The sequence below is a fragment of the Olsenella sp. KH3B4 genome, assembly GCA_900111695.1.
In the GTDB taxonomy this organism is placed as follows: Bacteria; Actinomycetota; Coriobacteriia; order Coriobacteriales; family Atopobiaceae; genus Tractidigestivibacter.
Genome location: FOHD01000004.1, coordinates 219,004 through 238,434, shown reverse-complemented (window position 1 = coordinate 238,434; position 19,431 = coordinate 219,004). Strand labels below are relative to the sequence as shown.

General features: G+C 65.5%; 16 protein-coding genes. 4 read left to right on the top strand and 12 right to left on the bottom strand.

Features of this window, described 5'->3' with window-relative positions:
• Positions 1–3: 3 nt before the first annotated feature.
• The 10 genes from rbfA to BMX94_RS05565 all read right to left on the bottom strand — a co-directional run bounded on the left by rbfA (position 4) and on the right by BMX94_RS05565 (position 13,741).
• Positions 4–435: a 30S ribosome-binding factor RbfA gene (rbfA, locus tag BMX94_RS05610; RefSeq protein WP_091004617.1), complete on the bottom strand. Its 432-nt coding sequence runs from the start codon at positions 433–435 to the stop codon at positions 4–6.
• Positions 436–445: 10 nt separating this feature from the next.
• A complete protein-coding gene (gene infB / locus BMX94_RS05605) occupies positions 446–3,082 on the bottom strand; it encodes a translation initiation factor IF-2 (RefSeq protein WP_091004615.1) in 2,637 nt (878 codons plus the stop codon).
• A gap of 73 nt (positions 3,083–3,155) precedes the next feature.
• Positions 3,156–4,409 (bottom strand): transcription termination factor NusA, encoded by a 1,254-nt coding sequence (gene nusA / locus BMX94_RS05600; protein ID WP_091004612.1) that lies wholly within the window; start codon positions 4,407–4,409, stop codon positions 3,156–3,158.
• 12 nt (positions 4,410–4,421) lie between these two features.
• Positions 4,422–4,928 (bottom strand): ribosome maturation factor RimP, encoded by a 507-nt coding sequence (gene rimP, locus BMX94_RS05595; RefSeq protein ID WP_091004610.1) that lies wholly within the window; start codon positions 4,926–4,928, stop codon positions 4,422–4,424.
• Between the two features lie 153 nt (positions 4,929–5,081).
• The gene (locus tag BMX94_RS05590) at positions 5,082–5,345 is read right to left on the bottom strand and encodes a (2Fe-2S)-binding protein (RefSeq protein ID WP_091004608.1); all 264 of its coding nucleotides are present in this window, start codon (positions 5,343–5,345) and stop codon (positions 5,082–5,084) included.
• A gap of 704 nt (positions 5,346–6,049) precedes the next feature.
• Entirely contained in the window at positions 6,050–7,114 is a 1,065-nt protein-coding gene (locus BMX94_RS05585; protein ID WP_091004606.1) for an NADH-ubiquinone oxidoreductase-F iron-sulfur binding region domain-containing protein, read from the bottom strand.
• On the bottom strand, positions 7,111–9,258 hold the full coding sequence (locus tag BMX94_RS05580) for an FAD-dependent oxidoreductase (protein WP_286160038.1): 2,148 nt from the start codon (positions 9,256–9,258) through the stop codon (positions 7,111–7,113). The genes BMX94_RS05585 and BMX94_RS05580 overlap by 4 nt, the downstream gene beginning before the upstream one ends.
• Positions 9,259–9,347: 89 nt before the next feature.
• Positions 9,348–10,871, bottom strand: a complete 1,524-nt coding sequence (locus BMX94_RS05575) for an FAD-dependent oxidoreductase (protein ID WP_091004604.1) — start codon at positions 10,869–10,871, stop codon at positions 9,348–9,350.
• A 174-nt stretch (positions 10,872–11,045) separates the two neighbouring features.
• The gene (locus tag BMX94_RS05570) at positions 11,046–12,023 is read right to left on the bottom strand and encodes a flavodoxin family protein (RefSeq protein WP_091004602.1); all 978 of its coding nucleotides are present in this window, start codon (positions 12,021–12,023) and stop codon (positions 11,046–11,048) included.
• A gap of 125 nt (positions 12,024–12,148) precedes the next feature.
• Positions 12,149–13,741 (bottom strand): PucR family transcriptional regulator, encoded by a 1,593-nt coding sequence (locus tag BMX94_RS05565; RefSeq protein ID WP_091004600.1) that lies wholly within the window; start codon positions 13,739–13,741, stop codon positions 12,149–12,151.
• Positions 13,742–13,885: 144 nt separating this feature from the next.
• On the opposite strand from BMX94_RS05565, the gene BMX94_RS05560 reads away from it, so the two are divergent.
• The 4 genes from BMX94_RS05560 to BMX94_RS05545 are packed head-to-tail and all read left to right on the top strand — an operon-like array spanning position 13,886 to position 17,799.
• Complete coding sequence (locus tag BMX94_RS05560; protein WP_091004598.1) at positions 13,886–14,284, top strand: hypothetical protein; 399 nt, start codon at positions 13,886–13,888, stop codon at positions 14,282–14,284.
• Positions 14,285–14,324: 40 nt separating this feature from the next.
• Positions 14,325–15,320 carry a phosphate acyltransferase gene (locus BMX94_RS05555; RefSeq protein WP_091004597.1) on the top strand — a complete coding sequence of 332 codons (996 nt, stop codon included), beginning with the start codon at positions 14,325–14,327 and terminating at the stop codon, positions 15,318–15,320.
• A gap of 46 nt (positions 15,321–15,366) precedes the next feature.
• Positions 15,367–16,491 (top strand): butyrate kinase, encoded by a 1,125-nt coding sequence (buk, locus tag BMX94_RS05550; protein ID WP_091004595.1) that lies wholly within the window; start codon positions 15,367–15,369, stop codon positions 16,489–16,491.
• Positions 16,492–16,494: 3 nt separating this feature from the next.
• Entirely contained in the window at positions 16,495–17,799 is a 1,305-nt protein-coding gene (locus BMX94_RS05545) for an MFS transporter (protein WP_091004593.1), read from the top strand.
• A 105-nt stretch (positions 17,800–17,904) separates the two neighbouring features.
• Here the strand turns inward: BMX94_RS05545 and BMX94_RS05540 are convergent, their stop codons facing one another.
• Together BMX94_RS05540 and BMX94_RS05535 are read right to left on the bottom strand one after the other, a co-directional pair.
• Positions 17,905–18,807 (bottom strand): MBL fold metallo-hydrolase, encoded by a 903-nt coding sequence (locus BMX94_RS05540; protein WP_177171343.1) that lies wholly within the window; start codon positions 18,805–18,807, stop codon positions 17,905–17,907.
• A gap of 96 nt (positions 18,808–18,903) precedes the next feature.
• Positions 18,904–19,413 carry a hypothetical protein gene (locus BMX94_RS05535; protein WP_091004590.1) on the bottom strand — a complete coding sequence of 170 codons (510 nt, stop codon included), beginning with the start codon at positions 19,411–19,413 and terminating at the stop codon, positions 18,904–18,906.
• Positions 19,414–19,431 lie beyond the last annotated feature (18 nt).

The window sequence follows — 19,431 nt, the reverse complement described above, 5'->3', positions numbered from 1 at the left end:
TCCCTACTCGCCTTCGTCACCCTCGGCGGCGTCGTTGGCGCCGTCTTGGGCGTCCGCCGCGATGGGATAGCCGTTCTCGTCCTTCTCGACGCTAAGCGTGGGCGGGACGTTCTCGAGCGCACGAGAGATGCGCTCGGCCTCGTCGGTGGTGGTGTCGATCTGGAACGCCAGCTCGGGGGTCACGCGCCAGCCGAGCGCGTGGCCGAGAAGCGAGCGGATGCGCCCCTTGGCGCGCTCGAGGGCTGCGGAGACCTCCTCATAGCGGGAGGCCTCGCAGCTCACGTAGGCGCGCATGAAGGACTTGTCGACCGAGACCTCCACGCCCGTGACGGTCACGAGCCGGAGGTCTGGATCGGAGACCTCGAAAAGCATGATGGTGGCGAGCTTCTCGCGCGCGATCTCGTTGGTGCGGCGAGAGTGCTGGTTCTGCTTCATATGTGCCTCCCTACTCCGTGCGCGCGACCTCTTCGACGCGGTACGCCTCGATCTGGTCGCCGGGGTGGATGTCCTGGAAGTTCTCCAGGCCAATGCCGCACTCGAAGCCGGCCTTGACGCTCTTGACGTCGTCCTTGTAGCGCCTGAGCGAGGCGATCTTGCCCTCGTAGACCACGATGCCGTCGCGGACGAGGCGCACCTGGTCGTCGCGGGAGACCTCGCCCTCGGAAATCATGCAGCCGGCCGCGATGCCAACCTTGGGGACCTTGAAGGTGTCACGGACCTCGGCGACGCCGGTCTGGACCTCTTCCTCGGTGGGCTTGAGCATGCCGATGCGGGCGGCGTCGATGTCCTCAATGGCCTTGTAGATGACGCTGTAGGTGCGGATCTCGACGCCCTCGCGCTCGGCTGCCGCGCGAGCCTTGGCGTCGGGACGCACGCCAAAGCCGATGATGATGGCGTTGGAGGCGTCGGCAAGCGTGACGTCGGTCTCGGTGATGGCGCCCACGGCCGCGTGAATCGTGTTGATGCGGACCTCGGACTGGTCCATCTTGTCGAGCGAGTCCTGGAGCGCCTCGATGGAGCCCTGGACGTCGGCCTTGATGATGAGGTTGAGCTCCTTGACCTCGGCGTCGGCCATGGTGTCGAAGAGGTTCTCGAGCGTGACGTGCTTCACGCGGTTCTGCTCCTCGATGCGGGCCTTGAGGGCGCGCTGGTCGGCAAGGTCGCGGGCGTCGCGGTCGTCCTGGAAGACGCGGAACTCGTCGCCTGCCATGGGGACGCTCTGGAGGCCCAGGATCTCCACCGGGTCGGAGGGGCCGGCCGTCTCGACGGGCTTGCCCTTGGGGTCGAGCATGGCGCGGACGCGGCCGTAGGCCATGCCGGCAACCACGGCGTCGCCCACGTGGAGCGTGCCGCGGGTCACGAGCACCGTGGCCACAGAGCCGCGGCCGCGGTCGAGCTTGGCCTCGAGGACGTTGCCCGAGGCAAACGTGTCGGGGTTGGCCTTGAGCTCGAGGACGTCGGCCTCGAGCAGGACGGCCTCGAGCAGGTTGTCGATGCCGAGGTGCTTCTTGGCCGAGATGTCGACGAACATGTTCTGCCCGCCCCACTCCTCGGGGATGATGCCGTACTCGGTGAGCTCCTGGCGCACGCGGGTGGGATCGGCTCCGGGCTTGTCGATCTTGTTCACAGCCACGATGATGGGCACGCCGGCTGCCTTGGCGTGGTTGATGGACTCGACGGTCTGGGGCATGACGCCGTCGTCTGCGGCCACGATGAGGATGACGATGTCGGTCACCTTGGCACCACGGGCACGCATGGCCGTGAAGGTCTCGTGACCAGGGGTGTCGATGAACGTGATGGTACGGCCGTTGATCTTGACCTGCGAGGCGCCGATGGCCTGCGTGATGCCGCCGGCCTCGCCCTCGGCGACGCCGGTGTGGCGAATGGCGTCCAGAAGCGACGTCTTGCCGTGGTCGACGTGGCCCATGACGGTGACGACGGGCGGACGGGGCTTCAGGTCCTTGGGGTCGTCGTAGAAGGTGAAGGAGTTCTCCTCCTCCTTGGTCATGACCTTGACGTCGCGGCCCAGGTCGTCCGCGACCAGCTCGATGAGGTCGTCGGACATGGACTCGGTGAGCGTCAGGGGGTTACCCAGAAGGAAGAGGCGCTTGATGATGTCATTGGCAGGCACGCCGAGAAGCTCGGCGAGCTGCGCCACCGTGGCGCCCTGCGGGACCTTCACCGTGTCAAGCTGCGAGAGGTCCTGGTCGTTGGCGATGGCCTCCTCAATGCGCTTCTCCTCCGCGGCCTCCTCGGCCTGCTTCTGGCGACGCTCCTTGCGGCGACGGCGCCTGCCGGTGGACTCGCGTGACGCCTCCTCGACTGCCTCGCGGGCCTCGTCGAGGACGCGGCTCCTGTTGTAGGCCTCTGCCTCACGGGCCATGCGGCTGTAGCGGTCCTCGCCATCGTCTCCGCGGCGGCTGCCCTTGCGACCCTTGCGGCCAGGACGGCCCTCGCCCTGCTCGGGGGCGCCATCCTTCTCCATGCGGGAGGGAGCCGAGTAGCTCTTGCGCTCGGAGCGGGCATGGTCGGAATCGCCGCGGCGCTCGCGACGGCCCTGGCCCTCGGCCTTCTTCTGGGCGGCCTCCTCGGCCTGCTGCTTGAGCACCTGCTCCTGCTGGGCAATCTGGTCGAGCAGCGAGGTGAAGGTGGGCATCGACTTGGGGGCGTTGTCGTGAACGCGGTTGCGCTCGGCCTCCTTGGCGGCCTTCTCGGCGGCGCGCTTCTTCTCCTCCTCGGCGCGCTTCCTCGCAGCCTCGGCGGCAGCGCGCTTCTTCTCCTCCTCGGCGCGCTCGCGCTCGCGGCGCTTCTCGGCTGCGACGCGCTCCTTCTCGGCGGCCTCCTCCTCGGCCTTCTTGGCCTCGGCGGCAGCCTCCTCCTCGGCCTTCTTGGCGGCCTCGATCTGGGCGGCGCGGTCCTCGAGGATGGGCTTGAGCTTCTTGCGCACGATGGAGACGTAGGCGTCCTCGAGCGTCGAGGACGCGGACTTTGCGGGAATCTTCATGTCGCGGAGATGGTCGAGCATCTCCTTGCTCGTCATCCCGTACTCCTTGGCAAGGTCGTGTACGCGAGTCTTGGCCATGTGACCAACCTTTCATTCACGGGCGGCCGTGCCGCCCGGGTAGTGCCTGCTAACGATGGTCCGCTTGGGGACGCTAGATCAGAGAATCGGGGTCGTCGGAGACCTCGGCATCCATGAGCTTCTCGTGGATGCCGCAGTAGCGCGAGCCCGGACGGGCCATGTTGCGGCACTGGATGCCGTTCTCGCCCACGTACTCGCAGCGGTGCTGCTCGCCGTCCTCCTCGGGCTCGCCCTCGGGGGCATCGACGGCATGGGGCAGGTCGCGCAGGACGCCAGCGGCAAGCGACTCGTTCTTGATGTCGATGTGCATGCCGGTGAGGTGCGCGGCCAGACGGGCGTTCTGGCCCTCCTTGCCAATGGCCAGCGACAGCTGGTCGTCGGGCACGATGACCGTGGCATAGCCGTCCTCGGGACCAAGGATGACGCGAGAGACGCGCGCCGGCGAGAGGGCGTTGGCGACGCAGCGCGCCGGGTCGTCAGACCAGGGCACCACGTCGACGCGCTCGCCGCGCAGCTCGGATACGACGGTGCGCACGCGGCTGCCCTTGGGGCCGACGCAGGCGCCCACGGGATCGAGGTGGTCGTCCTTGGACGAGACGGCGACCTTCGAGCGGATGCCAGGCTCGCGGGCGATGGAGCGAACCTCGACGACGCCGTCGTAGACCTCGGGGACCTCGAGCTCGAAGAGCCTGCGGATGAGGTCGGGGTGGGTTCGGGAGACCACGATGGGCGGACGCTGGCGCTCGCCGCGCACGGTGGGCTGGTCGTTGTTCGGGTCGCGCACGTCGATGATGATGGCCTTCAGGCGCTGGTTGTGCGCGTAGTGCTCGCCCACGGGACGCTCGTTGCGCTCCTCGGGGAAGCGGCGCTGGTCAAAGTGGGGAAGCTCGGCCTCGACGCCCTCGCGGATCTTGATAATCGTGAAGTCGGGCGTGGTCTGGAGCACCGTGCCGGTGATGATGTCGCCGATGCGCTGCGAGAACTCCTCGTAGATCTGGACGCGGGCCGCGTTGCGCACGATCGCGCGAATCTCGGCCTTGGCGTGCTGCGCCGCGATGCGGGAGGTGTCGGGCGGGGTGACGTCCTTCTCGTCAAAGTCGAGGTACTCGCCGGTCTCCTCGTCGTAGGACTCCTCCTTGGGGATGAGTTCGTAGACGTAGACCTTGCCGGTGGCGTGGTCGATTGTGACGCGCGCGCCGAAGGGGAGGTGGAGAATGTCGGCGTAGCTCTTGGCGAGCGACTGCTCCAGTCGGTCGAGCAGGTACAGCTCGTCGATGTGCTTCTCCTGGCAGAGCGCCATCAGCGCTTCCATCATTTCTGATGCCATGCGAGTTCCTTTCTAACCCTTGGCCCCGGTGGAGGGGGCATCGAAGTTTGGCTTGATCTTGCAGCTCTTGACCTGGTCGAGGGGGATGCTCACGCGCTCGCCGTCAACCGTGAGGACAACGTTTTTGCCGTCCAGGCCCTCCAGGCGGCCGGTGAAGTGACGACGACCCTCGGTTGCCGTGGTCCCAAGCGAGACGTCCTCGCCCGCGAAGCGCTCGAAGTCGTGCGGGCGACGGAGCGGACGCGAGAGGCCGGGCGACGAGACCTCGAGCGTGAAGGACCCCTCGATGGGGTCGAGCTCGTCGATCGCGGCAGAGATCCACTCGGTCTCGGCGGCCACCTCATCGAGCGAAATGGGCGCGGCCTCCTCGTCTGCGTGGTCGATGCGCACGCGGACGCACGGGTTCTTCTTCGAGCCCACGACCTCGACGTCGACGATGTCGATGCCATGCTCGGGCGCTGCTGCCTCGAGCGCGTCAAGGATGCGCTGGCGCGTGTCGTGCTCTGGCACTGCGGGCATGTTCCCTCCCTCACACATCGCAGGTACATACAGAAAGGAAGCGGGGTGAGAAACTCCACCCCACTTCCTACGAATCACTACTGCATTGCGAGTTGAGTATAGGGACTTATCGGCAGCCGGTCAAGGAGCGAGACGAGCGGCATCACAAGGACGTCACGAGTACGGCGGCAAAGCGCACCGGCCGCGGGAACGCGCCGCCATCACGCAGTCGGTGCAGCGGCCGATGGCGCAGAAGATGCCACGCGGCTCGTGACGTTTGGCGGTGTAGCGGTGCACCTTGACGCCGGCTGCGCTCAGGGCAACGGCAACCGGCTCGCCCCCGTAGCCCTGAAGCGTCTTCCCGTCGTAGGTGAAGCTGACCAGACGCCCCCTCTCAGTTGTCCCAAGGATCGGGTGCTCATCGAAGCGCGTTCCCATGCGATCACTTCCCCAAACTCTCTGCGGGTCTAGGCCCGCACTCTCCGGGGCTCCCCTGCCCCACGCATACCGTTTTACGTGGGAGTATTCGCTGGGTCTTGTAAGAATCGGAACCAAACGAGCATGGTAACGGGGGTTTCGCACGCTCGAAACATGGCGGCACGCGGATGTTAGCATTTGGGAGCGGAACGGACGCGGCATGTGGTCTTGGCGCCGGGTGGAGCGGCCCCCTGCGCCCTTCCGGGCGTACGGGGCCACTCCCGGCAACATGCTCTGCACAAAATTTGCGGTTGACGGCCCATTTTGAGCAAATTGCCGAGTACGAAGGCTCTAACTTTTTACGGAACCGCAGGTAGGGAAATGGCACCTGTCAGGTGATACTAAGCGGAACCCCCGATTTGGGCCGTCAACCGCAAATTATGGGCACGGGGTTGTACTAGAAGCCCGGGAATGTCTCTTGGGGAGACGTGCCTCCTCCGGCGAGGGGACGACAGGCCCGCCCACAACTAAGCTCGGAGAATATCGCTATTCCTTAAACGCTCGCGGCGTTTGCCCAGTTGCGAGATTTCAGTTTTAAGAACAAGCGATATTCTCCGAGAAAAGCGTGGGACACGGGCCGCGCTACGGCACTGGCAGTAAACGAAAAGGGCCCGCCGCACGTGGCGGCGGGCCCGGTGGCCAAGCGCAGGCTCGGTCAGCATGCGCTAGTGCACGCGGCAGGGAATGGGGTGCGGCGGCGTCTTGGGCTTCTTGAGCCCGGCCGTCACCACGGCTCCCTTGGGGCACGCGTCCAGGCACTTGCCGCAATGCACGCAGGCACGCTGGTCGATAACGTGGACGAACCCGGCCTTGCCCTCGATGGCGTCCTCCTCGCACGCGTCCAGGCACTCGCCGCAGCCGGTGCAGCGAGACACCAGGATATGGTAGGTGACAAGCGCGCGGCAGGTCCCCGCCGGACACTGGTGGCGCGAGACGTGTGCCTCGAACTCGTCCCCAAAGAGGTCGAGCGCCTGCGCGGCCACAGAGGCCATGCGCTGGCCCACCTCGCAGAGCGCCTGCTCGGCCATCGTTGGCGCAAGGTCGCGAATGAGGTCGAGGTCGGCGCTCTGGCCCTTACCGCCACAGGCGTCGGCGAGAATAGCGCAGAGCTGGTGGCCACCCTCGTTGCCAAAGACGCACCGGCCGCAGCACTCGCGGTGGAAGCCGTCGAGGATCTCGCGCACAGCGTCAACAGCGCAGTCGCCCGCACCAATGACGCGCACATCGTCGCAGGAGAGGGTCACGGCATCCCCAAAGTGCGCGGGCACCACAAAGGTGCTCATGGGATAGCCCAGGTAGACAGCCTTAACGTCGTCGGTGGAAACGCCTGCGGCGCCGAGAAGCTCCCCCACCGTGGTATGTGCGGTGCTCTCCACGCGGACATCGCCCACGTAGACCACCTTGCGCTCTTCGCCACGGAGCCAGCTCTCGCCGGACACGAGCGGGTCGCAGCCCTCGGTGGTTCCGCTCACAGCGGAGGGCAGGGGCTTCTCGCCGACAAGGACGCGCGCGGCGGCGGTGTCGTTAGCGTAGACGAAGCCAAAGGAGTCGTCCGCCGTGACGTAGCTCCCCTCGGGCAGCGCGGCGATAACGTCTACGGCAGAGGCGGGCACAAGCAGGCGCACGTCCTCTGCCGCCACGCGCTGCGCGGCCTCCCCCAGGTTCAAACGAAGCAGCTCGAGCGCGACCGGATGCGAACGGTCGAGCGGCATGAAGTTGACGAGAGTCATCGTGTTGCGCTCCTTTGCGGGTACTCGTTCCACAGCTTCGGGCGCTCGAGGGTCAGGCGCAGGTCGCACTGGAGGCAGCGCGACGCCTCGCGCTCGGCCTCGGACTCGGCGAAGGGGCACTCGTACTGCTTGAAGTTGTCGCGGCGCTCGGCGGCTGGGGCAATCTCGGGCTCAAGCGGGGCATCGTAGAAGTGCTCGCCTGGCTTGCCAATGCGCTGCTCGGGGACGTCGCGGTCGAGAAGGACCTCGGAGATGTCGCCGTCGCCGCCAAGGTAGCGGTCGATGGCCTGGGCCGCCTCGCGGCCACCCTCGATGGCGCCGATCACGGACTTGGTGCCCGTCACGGCGTCGCCCGCGGCGAAGATGCCCTCCTCACTCGTGCGGTGCTCGCCGTCCGCCACCAGATACGGCCCGTGCGTGAGCTCGAGGCCCATGTCGCGCGTGTCCTCGGGCTTCTGGCCAACGGCAAAGATCACGTAGTCGGCGGGAAGCGTAAGCTCGCCGCCCTCGACGAGCTCGGTCACCGCGCGGTGGTTCTCGTCAAAGTAGAACTTGGCAATCTTGTTGATGGTGATGGAGCCCACCTTGCCCGAGCCCTCCTCGGACTCGTTGATGGAGGTGAAGGCGTAGGCGTCGTGCAGCACCACGCCCTCCTCGGCAGCCTCCTCGCGCTCCTCGGGGGTGGAGGTCATGACGGCCTCGGCCTCGAGGCAGGCAACGTCGACGCTCGTGGCACCAAGGCGCACGGCGGTGCGGGCGCAGTCGCAGGCAACGTTTCCGCCGCCGAGAACCACCACACGCCCCTTGACCTCGATGGGATTGCCCTTGCGGGCGGCCTTGAGGAAGTCGGTGTTGCGGATGACGCCGGAGAGATCGTGCCCCTTCATGGGGAGCACGGTCCCGTCGAAGGTGCCAACCGTCACAAGCACCGCGTCATAGCTGCCGAGAAGCGACTTCACGTCGTGCAGGCGCTCGCCGCAGCGGAGCTCGATGCGGGGCTTCTCGTCTGTGCCCTGCGTCACCTCGAGGATGGTCGAGACCTCGTGGTCAAGAACCTCGTCAGGCAGGCGGTAGGCGGGAATGCCGTAGCGCAGCTGGCCGCCGGGGCGCTCCTCGGCCTCGAAGACGGTGACCGCGTGGCCCTTCTCGGCCAGGTAGTACGCCGCGGTGAGGCCGGCGGGGCCGGCGCCCACGATGGCCACGTGCTTGCCCGAAAGTGGCTCGTGGCGCACGCGGGACTTCCACTCGCCCGTGTCGCGCACGGCGGCGGCGCGCTTGAGCCTGCAGATGGAAAGCGGCCCCTCCAGGTGGTTGCGCTTGCACTCGCCCTGGCAGTTGTGCGTGCAGATGGAGCCCAGGGTCTCGGGGAACGGGACCTTCTCGCGCACGACGGCTGTGGCCTTCTCCCACTCCCCCGCCTTCACGTGGCGCAGGTAGCGCGGGATGTCGATGCGCGCGGGGCAGCCGGAGCGGCAGGGCACCACGTTGTCCTCGCGGCTGCGCTCGGGCTTGTTAAGGCCGAGAACGTCCACGATCGAACCAGTGGGGCACACCTCGACGCAGGCGCCACAGAAGCGGCAGCCCGCCTCCTCGAGCGAGACGCCCCCGTCGATGCCAATGCGCACGCCGTCCTCGGTGCGCTGGTAGTCGAGAACCCCAACGCCACGCAGCTCGCGGCAGGCACGCACGCAGCGGCCGCAGCGCACGCAGCGCGTGAACATGTGGGTGATGAGCGGGTTGGAATCGTCCGTGGGGACGGTGCGGGCGCGGCAGCGCCAGCGCGACGGCGAGACCCCCAGATACTGGTACATGGACTGCAGCTCGCAGACGCCGTACTTGGGGCAGCCCGTGCAGTCCGAGGGGTGGGTGGCGAGAATGAGCTCCATCGCCATCCTGCGCACGTGGTCGGCACAGGCGGCGTGGGAGTCGACGACCATCCCTTCCTCAACTGTGGTCTTGCATGCGGGAACGGCATGCCCCGACCCGTTCACCTCGACCGCGCACAGCCTGCAGCCGCCAACGGCCTCGAGGTCCGGGTGCTTGCAGAGGTGCGGGATAAAGATTCCCGCATCGAGCGCGGCGTCGAGCACGGAGGTGCCCTCGGCGGCCTCGACCTCACTCCCGTCTATGGTCAGCTTCATCATGTCCCTCTCCAATGACAATGATGGTTTCGCAAGATGGCGCGCCCCGCCGCATGCGCAGCGGGGCGCGACCCATCACGCGCTCTTAGGTACTAGTCCCACTCGTCGTCCGACGCGGACTCCATCGAGAGGGCAGCCGCGTTCTCGCCGGCGATGCGGCCGGAGTTGAGGCAGAAGCCCATGGTGTTGCCCGGGATGGAGTAGTTGTAGGAGTCGCCGTAGATGGTGCACGCGTCCGTGCCCACGCAGTAGAGGCCAGGGATGGTCTTGTACTCGTCGGTCATGACCTCCATGCGCTGGTTGATGAGAACGCCGCCAAGCGTGCCGTAGGCGCCAACGTACTGGCGGCAGGCGTAGAAGGGGCCGTTCTCGAGCGGCATCATGAACTCGCGCTCCTTCTCGAAGAGCGAATCCCAGCCCTCGGCGCACATGGCGTTGTACTCCTCGACGTTCTTGACGAGGCCCTCGGGGTCGATGCCGATCTTCTCGGCAAGCTCCTCGAGCGTATCGGCCTTGGCGATCACGTGGTTGCCGTTACCGTCGAGGTAGGTGTCCTCATCGCGGGCAAACTGCTCGTCGAAGCCCTGGTAGAGGTCCTTGGGGTGGACGTGGCTCACGATGTCCGGGCCATCCTTCTTCCAGTGCTTGAGCATCTTGGAGTCGAAGATCGAGAAGGCGACCTTGCCGGGCAGGTGGTTGATCGCGTTGCCCACGAAGGTGGTGTTGAAGATGTCGTCCTCGGGCATGAAGCGCTCGCCGTTGCGGTCGCACCAGTAGCAGGGCTGGCGGAAGCCGCCCTCGACGTAGAAGTGGTTCATGTTGTCGGGGAGCTGGTACATCATCTCCATGGTCACGGGCGTGTGACCGGCGCCGACCTTGTGGCACATGTTGAAGCCGTCGCCATCCATGCCGGGCACGGCAAAGGAGTAGAGGTTCTTGCCCCAGTCAAAGCCGATGAGGTCCTTGATCATCTTGGAGTTGGCACCAAAGCCGCCGGTGGCGACGATGACCGCCTTGGAGGTGACGTCAACCTCCTCGCCGTTCTTGTCGACGGCCTTCACGCCCACGACGGCACCCTCGTCGTTGGTGATGAGCTCCTTGCCGGGGGTCTCGAACATGAACTCGACGCCCAGTGCCTGGGCACGCTCGGTCATGCGCTTGGTCATCGTGGTCGCGGCGCGCGGGCCGGGCTCGGAGCCGTCCTCGGGCTGGACGACGTGCCAGGTGTACTCGCCGTCGGCGTAGGCGCGGGTGCGCTCGCGGGCGCGGAACGCGGGGCGCACGGAGTTGAACTTGACGCCCATGTCCATGAGCCACTGGATGGTGTCGCCGCTCTTGAAGTAGTACGCGCGCACAAGGCGGGGGTCAACCTGGTAGTGGGTATAGAACATGTGGCGACGGAACAGCTCGCCAGGGGTGACCTCGATCATCGAGGCCTTCTGCACCGGAGAGCCGGCCGCGCAGGGGCCCATGCCCATGTTGGCGGCGCCGCCGGTGTTGGACGCCTTTTCCAGAGCGATGACGCTTGCGCCGTTCTCCGCGGCAGAGATCGCCGCAGCGAGTCCGGAGAGACCCGCCGCAACGACGACAACGTCGGTTTCCAGCTGCTTGGCCATGTCATACCTCCATGTTTGGGACAACAAGACGCTTTGTGTAACGTAGACACTTAGTAATGTCGCAGCACCGGGCCGTACGGGCTATGTGCGGCCGTACAAAAGAACGGCATCGCGCCCGGCACAAAACTGTGCGCGGCGCGCGATGCCGTGGGAGAGTCGCCGTGTGCGGGCCCGCTAGTCCCTCGGGGGCATCGTTGGCTGGATGAAGGCCTTGTACTTAGCGACGCGCTGCTTGTACTCGTCACCTTTCTGAAGCTGCGCGAGCTCGCCCTCCATGCGGCCAATGTCCTCGCCGTGAATCTGCTTGCCCTCGGCGGTGTCGTGCGCACGGAAGAGGCCGCGCTCGTCGTAGCACTCGTCGTGGCGGTACTCCACCTGGATCTTGCCATCAACAACGCTCACGTGGCCCTCAAGGCCGCAGACGGAGCAGATAGCCTTATCGGTGCCGGGGACCAGGTAGAAGTCGTTGGCGTGGCAATGCGGGCAGACGCCTTCGGCGCCCTGGTAGGAGGCGTGCTCGGGATCCTTGGCGGCGCGGGCGAGGTTCACGCCGATCTGGTGCGCGCGGGCAACGACCTTGTCGTCGAGAAGGGCGCGCTTGGACCAGGGCACCCACTCGTTGTCAATGACCTTCCAGGTGGGGGTCATCGACTGGATCGCGTGGTCGGACTGGACGTGCGTGCCCCAGTCGGAGCCGCCGATGCCAATGTAGGAGACGGGCTTGCCCGGGCAGATGATGCGCGGGTCCGGCGCCTTGGACTTGCCGCCCTCGGCGGCGATCTTCTCGGCAATGTGGGTGGCAATCACGTTGTTGCCGGTATCCATGCGAGGCCCAAAGCGGTCCATGATGGTGTGGAAGAGGCCCGACGCGCCCGTCTCGAAGATGGGGTCGCACATGATGATGCCGTCTGCCTCGGCCATCTTGAAGAACAGCCAGTCGAAGTCGTCCTTGTGGATGCACATGTTGCCCTGGCCGCTCATGAGCATCTTCACGCAGGTGATGCAGCCGGTGCAGTGCTTGATGTTGAGGTCCATCGCACGGATGAACTCGACCTCGCAGCCCTCCTCGACGGCCCCCATCAGCGCTTCCTTGCAGATGCTGTCGTTGTTGCCGTTCTTGGTTCCAAACGAGACGCCCAAAACCTTTGCCATGGGACACCAACCTTCCCTCTCGCAGCGTTTCCGCCACGCCCCCGCGCGGCGGCCTTTCCTGATGGCAGAAGCCTATCGCCGGGAATGCTGTGCAATTGCATAGAAGATTGGCCGAGAAAGTCCCCTCAGACCGTCTCGAGGAGGTCTCCGCTGGCCGCCGCATCGTCTCCCAGCGCCTCGAGAACCCGCGCCGTGAAGGATACCGCCAGGCGGTCGTCACCGTCCTTGAGGTCGAGCTTGAAAAGCTCGCTGATCTTGTTCACGCGGTAGAAGTAGGTGTTCCTGTGCACGTTGAGAGCCTCTGCTGCCTCGGCGGGGCTTCCCGGGAAGCGCACCGACATCACCGCCGTCTCGAGGTAGGCGCTCCCGTGCGCTCGGTCGTAGCGCGCCATCGCCACCACGCGCTTGTCGAGGAGCATGTCGGAGTAGCCAAGGCCCTTGAAGACGGATGCCACCATCTGGAAGCGCCTCTCCCAGAAGAAGACCACGCGCTGGCGCTCCCCCCTCTCGAGGGCGTCCGCCTCGTCGAGAAGGATGCACTGCTTGAGGCGGGGACGTACCAGCATGACGTCGGAGAAGGGCTCGCTCACAAAGGCGCGCATGTCGTTGTGTTCGAGCGCGGCCATGAAGCTCCTGTCCCTCAAGATCCTGCGCTCGCACGTCTCGTAGTCCCCAAAGCCCTGGCCGGCGGCCTCCCCAAGCGAGACGAGCACGACAACCGCAGAACCAAAGATGGTCCAGACGCTGCCGGAGAGCGCGTCTCCCACAAGCTGGCCAACACGCGCGTAGTAGTCGTGGCCGGCACCGGGCTGCCCCACCACGCGCAGCAGCACGTAGTTGCAGTCGAGCGGGACATCGGCGATTCGCAGGTGCTCTCGAACGGCGCCCCTGTCCTCAAACTTGCCAGAGAGAACGTCCGCAAGAACGGACGAACCCATGTCCACGCGCTTTCCGGCGACGCCAAGCCTATCGATCATGAGGCCGGCGAGCGAGGTGGCGAAATCGATGAGCTCCAGGTCGACGCCCGTGACCTCGTGGGTCACCTCAAACGCGTCGAAGCGTCCCATCTCGAGGCGGTGGTGGTAGATGATCGAGGTCACGCACCGCAGGTTGTCGGCCACGTTGGTGGTGATGATCGAGTGGCGCGAGCTCCTCACGGAGCTGAGAATCCCCGACTCGGCGAGATGGTCCTCCACCGACTGCGAGACGTAGCCGTTCTCGACCGTAGCGGCGATATCGGGGCGATCGCTGGGGATTTCGCCGGCCGTTGCCAGCACCTTGTGGTCGGTGTTGCTTATCACCACCGGGTTGCCAATCACCTCGGAGGCGCGACGGGCGAACTGCCTGAGGTCGTAGGAGTCCAGATAGCAGCGGAAAAGCGCCTCCCTCCTCACGGCAAGCTCGCCGCTCTTGAGCACCAGACGCATGAAGGCCTCCTGGAAATCGCTCGGAGAGGCCTCGCCAGTGACAAACACCACGTTGCGCGGGGGCTTGTGGTACTGCTCGTCCAGCTCACCCTGAACGTAGACGAGCATGATCCCGTCGCCCGTCTGGGGGACGTCATTGCTCTGGAAGTCTGCCATGGAGCCCAGGCACACGACACCCTTTGACCCCACGTTCCACTCGGGAGAGACGATGAGGTCCCACTCGAGCAGCTCGTCATCGTGGATGTAGGAGCTCGTAATGGGCAGCTCGTTCAGGATGGTCCGAAGCCTCATCTCTCCTCCTCAGCCGTGCTGTGCTCGTGCACAAACATAGTAACTTCTCCGCGCAAGTAATTTGGTGTGCGTTCCATGGGAGCCAGTTTTGGTGCGCCGTACTCTAGCTTGTGGACTATCGCGGAGAGACACGAGGGGCATGCCATGTGCGAATGGAACATCAGAACGCTCGTCAACGACATCGTCCTTGCGCTCGTCATCAACACGAGCGCAACGCTGCTTGCAGGCGCGCCGCTGGCGTGGGCGACCTGGTATCCCTACACCTGCGTGGCGTTCACGACCAACGTCGTGGCACAGCTTCTCGTCCCCACGGTGAGCATCTCGCAGTCGCTCACAAGGGGTCTTGACGGGAAGGGCGCGCGACCGTACGTCGCGATCTTCGTTGAGAACCTGATCTTCGTCACGATCATCTCCCTCACCGAGGCGGTGACGCAGGTGGGCCCGGCCCAGATGCTTGCCACGTGGAGCCAGACGTACCTGCAGCTCGTTCTTATCGGCTATGTGACGTCGGTCATCCTCTTCAAGATTCCCTCCAGGCGATAGTGGCCAGCAGCATACAAGGCCAAGGAAAGGTAGAAGGAACATGGCACTTATTGACGAGCTCATTGAGAAGGCACGTAAGACGCCCAAGGTTGTGGCGCTTCCCGAGTGCGAGAACGAGGACACCCTGCTTGCGGCAAGGCGCGTCGCGGACGATGGCATTGGGACCCCGGTCCTCGTGAGCCCTGCTGACGTCATCGCGCAGACGGCAGAGCGCGCGGGTGTCTCGACTGAGGGTATGCGCATCGTGGACACCGCAGACGCGGAGGCGGCAGACGCCCTCGCCGAGCGCTACATGAGCGCCGGCCGCGAGAGGCTCTTCTCGGCAAAGGCCGCCCGTCGCAAGCTCAAGAACCCGCTCAACTACGCAATGATGCTCGAGGACCTTGGCGACGTGGACTGCACGTTCTGCGGCCACACCAACACGACTGGCGACGTCCTCATGGCAGCTCAGATGATCATTGGCCTGGCCGATGGCATGGACGTGCCCTCCATCCTGGCGCTCGTGCAGACTCCGGGCTTCTCCGGACCCGAGGGCGACGTCATCGCGCTCGCCGACTGCGGCCTCAACCCCGAGCCCACAGCAGAGGAGCTTGCCTCCATCGCGATTGCCGCCTGCGACAACGTAGCCTCCCTCATGGACTGGGAGCCCCGCTGCGCCTTTATCAGCTACTCCACGGACGGCTCCGGCGAGAGCCCCAGCGTCGAGCGCATCCGCGAGGCCCTCTCGATTGCCCGCGACCGCAGGCCCGACCTTGCCCTCGATGGCGAGTTCCAGCTCGATGCGGCCATCGTTCCGGCGGTTGCCGCAAAGAAGGTTAAGCGCGAGAGCGCCGTGGCCGGCCGCGCGAACGTGCTCGTGTTCCCCGACCTCAACTGCGCGAACACCGCCGTCAAGCTCGTTCAGCTCTTCGCGCACGGCAAGGGCTACGGCCACAACCTCTCGGGCTTCAAGCGCCCGGTGGCGGACAGCTCGCGCGGCTCCTCCGTCGAGGAGATGGTGGGCGACATCGCCATGCTCGTCCTCTCCGCCCGCTAACAGCGCGGACGCCGCCAGAAGCCAGAAGCAACCTAAGGAGCACCACATGACCTATCGCATACTCACGCTCTCCCCCGGCTCGACCTCCACCAAGGTCGCCGTCTTCGAGGGCGAGAAGGCCCTCATGAGGGAAAACGTCCGCCACGACCCTGCTGTGCTGGCTGGATTCGACAAGGCGGCGGACCAGCTGGGATTCCGCACAAAGACCGTGCTCGACGCGCTTGAGGCAGCGGGGATCGCGCTCGAGAGCATCGACGCATTCTCGGGCTACTGCGGCGGCATGGGCCCCACGGTCGGTGGCATCTTCCGTATCGACAAGACCGTCTGCGACCACGTGCTCAACTGCGGGATGAACCACCCCGCTATCCTGGGCGCGCCCATCCTCTTCGACCTTGCCGGCCGCTGCGGCAAGCCCGCCTTTGCCGTGAACCAGCCCGACACCGACGAGCTCGAGGACGTTGCCCGCATCACCGGCTACCCCGGCATCTACCGCAAGAGCCACGTGCACTGCCTCAACCAGAAGGAGTGCGCCATCCGCTGCGCGGCGTCTCTCGGCAAGGCCTATGACGAGGTCAACGTTATCGTGGCGCACGTCGGCGGCGGCCTTTCGGTTGCAGCGCACAGGCGCGGGCGCATGGTCGACACGAATGACGTGCTGGAGGGCTCGGGCCCCTTTGCCCCCAACCGCTCCGGCGACGTGCCGGTAAAGCCCGTCGCCGCTCTCGCCTTCTCCGGCAAGCACGACAAGAAGGAGGTCATGGGGGTCATTGGCAAGACCGGCGGCCTCAAGGGCCTGCTCGGCACCGACGACGCGATGGAGATTGACGCGCGAATCGACGCGGGCGACGAGTGGGCAAAGCTCGTCTTCGAGGCCATGGCATACCAGACCGCAAAGCAGATCGGCGCCTTCGCGGCCGTGCTCGAGGGCAAGGTCGACGGCATTGTTCTCACGGGCGGCGTCTCGCATGACCAGCGCTTTGTTGACTACGTCACAGAGCGCGTGAGCTGGATCGCCCCGGTGAGCGTCTTTGCGGGCGACTTCGAGATGGAGGGCGCGGCAGCCGGTGCGGTGCGCGCGCTCGACGGCACGGAGGACGTCATGACCTACACGGGCGAGCCCTCCTGGGACGGCTTCGAGCTGGACGGCGCTCCCGCCGACGTGGAGGCCTAGGGCATGGCGAGAAACAACGCGACCACGCGCAGCGGCTTTCACTACGCCTACCTCATCGTCCTCTCGTGCATCGTGATGACATGCCTTCCCTGCGCGCTGGTTCTCTCGTGCGCGGGCATCTTCTTCACGCCGGTCTCCGAGTTCTTCGGCGTGCCCAAGGCCTCCTTCACGCTGTACTTCTCAGTGCTCAACCTCGCCATGATGGCCACGCTTCCCGTTGCCGGCAAGCTCCTGGCCGTGCGAGACTCGCGCGCAGTGCTCTCCGCTGCCACCGCGCTCTGCGGCCTGAGCATGTTTGGCATGGCGTCCTGCCAGCAGATCTGGCAGTTCTACCTCGTGGGCGCTGTGCTGGGTATAGGCGTGGCACCTCTCATCTACCTGGCCGTTCCCACGCTCATCAACGCCTGGTGCGTCAAGCGTGTGGGGTTCTTTGTTGGCCTGTGCATGGCCTTCACGGGCATTGGCGGCGTCATCTTCAACCCGCTGGGAACGTCGATCATCCAGTCGTCGCCAGAGGGTTGGCGCCAGGCGTATCTCGTCTTTGGCATCATCATCCTTGTGGGGACGCTGCCGTTCACGCTCTTCGTGGTGCGGGGCAAGCCGGCCGACAAGGGCCTTCTCCCCTATGGCGCAGACGAGGTTGAGACTGCCGACGGTACAGGTACCAGCGCTGGTGCTGACGCAACCGCGCCTGCGAAGGGCGTCTCGGCCGCCGATGCCATGCACACGCCCGCGTTCTGGGCAATCGTGGCCTTCTGCGGGCTGATAACGCTCAACCAGACCGTCTACCAGTTCCTCTCGAGCTACGCGCTGTCGTTTTCCGATTCGCTGCCGCAGATTGCTGCCGCGTCAGGTATCGTCGCGTCTGCCGCGATGGCCGGCCAGGCGATTGGCAAGGTGTTTCTCGGCTCCGTGAGCGACCGTTCCGTGCGCCTTGGTGCCGTATGCGGCATCGCCGTTGGCGCCGTGGGCGTCCTTCTCATGTGGGGCATGCCATCGGTGCTCGCGCTGCTGCTGGTGGGAGCCTTCTGCTTTGGCGTTGTCTACGCCATGACCACGGTCGAGACGCCGCTTCTGGTGCGGAGCGTCTTTGGCTCTGCGGACTACGCCAACATCTACTCGCGCGTCTCAATGGTTGGATCGCTGATGAGCGCCGTTGCAGCGGTGTTCTGGAGCCTGGTGATTGATTCGGCCGGCGGGTACGGCCTGATGTTTGCCCTGTCGCTGGTGTGCATGGCTGCGTGCCTGGCACTGGCAATCTATGCGCTTGCGCACGCGCCCAAGGAATCCGCGGGTTCCGAGCGGTAGACGGCGCACGCACGACGGTTTTGCACAAGAAGAGCCTCCGGCGCCCAGGTGGCGCCGGAGGCTCTTCTTGTGCGTGATAGCCGCGAGAATGCGCCCTGTGGCGCGCTACCGCTCCTCGCCGGATGCCTCGCCGGGCGTCCCCTCGGCCGCCGCGCCCTGCGTCCCGCGTCGTCTGCGGCGCTTGTGCTCCCTGGGCACGTAGGGCCCAATCACCGCGCGAAAGTCCGGCGAGTCCGCATCGTCCGTCGGCGTTTCCGGCGAGATGTAGAGCGACCCTTTGAGCCCCTCGATGTAGGTGTACATCCACGAGAGACCGCGCGCGCCACTCAGCGCATAGTCGGCTGCGACGATGAATCCCCGCAGGTCATCCTTGGTGAACTCGTGGGAGTAGTGGCCGATCCGGAACGTGTCGAAGGGCATCTCGCCCATCTTGTCAAGCGTTTGGCGCCAATCGGCAATGGGCAGGCTCTCGGGGAAGAAGAGGCACATGCAGGGCGTGACCGCATCGCCAGCCAGCAGGAGTCTCCGTTCGCGCAGCAGATAGCCCATGGAGTGGTCGGTGTGTCCGGGCAGGAAGTACCCCTCGATGGTGACTCCGCCCAGGTCGAGAACGTCTCCCTCCTCAAAGTGCGAGAAGTTCGGCCTCCGGCCCTCGCTCATGGCCCAGAACGCCCCCTCGGGAGCACGCCCCTGCTCCACGTAGAAGCTCCGGGCATGCAGGTTCTGCTCCTCCTCAACGCCGAGGTCGACCTCCTCCTGGGGAATGCGCACGTCGTCGAAGAGGTAGGATCCCGCAATGTGGTCGTGGTGACGGTGCGTGAGAAGCACGGTCACGGGAAGGCCGCCCGCAAGCCCCTCCACCACGGGACGCAGGTCGCCCACGCCCACACAGGAGTCCACGAGCGCCACGCGATCGCGCCCCCTCACGAGGTAGCAGCGGCAGCCAACGCTGTCCGCAATCTCCCACAGGCCGTCGCCGAGGTCCGTAACCGTAAAGATCTTGTCCATGCGAGAAGTGCCTCCCTTAAGTCCAAAGTGGCGCCCGAGCCACATGGCCCGGGCGCCGGAACGCCATTTGCTATGCATACCCTCCGCGCGACTGTACTAGTGCATCTGCGGCGCAGGGTCGTTGCAGACCTTGCGTGCGAAGTTCTCGATGGGACCCTGCAGGAAGAACGTAACGATGTAGCAGGCAATCCACACCGGAATGATGTTCTGCAGGAAGCCGAAGACCGACGCGATGATTGGCGCACCGCCCAGGATGCAGGCGTCGAGCGTCCCCACCAAGTAGCAGAGGATAAGTGCGTAGACCGTGTTGATGGGCACGTTCACAAGCGCCCCAAACTTGGCACCCTCGGAGGGGTTGGAGCGCTTCATTGCCCAGCGGACGCTCGCCTCGGGAAGCGAGGGAACCATGCCGATGATGGTTGCCACGCACCAGGCAAACACGTAGTTGATCCAGAACATGGGCCAGATCCACCCCTCGCCCGGAGTCGGCGTCGCGGTGTGGAAGACGTAGATTGCAAGCCACTCGCAGAGCACGCACAGCACCAAGGCTGTGCAGAGGTTCAGAATTGCTGCCTTCACGAACCGCGTTGAAGTCTTCATCGGCATGAGTGATTCCTTCCCTAG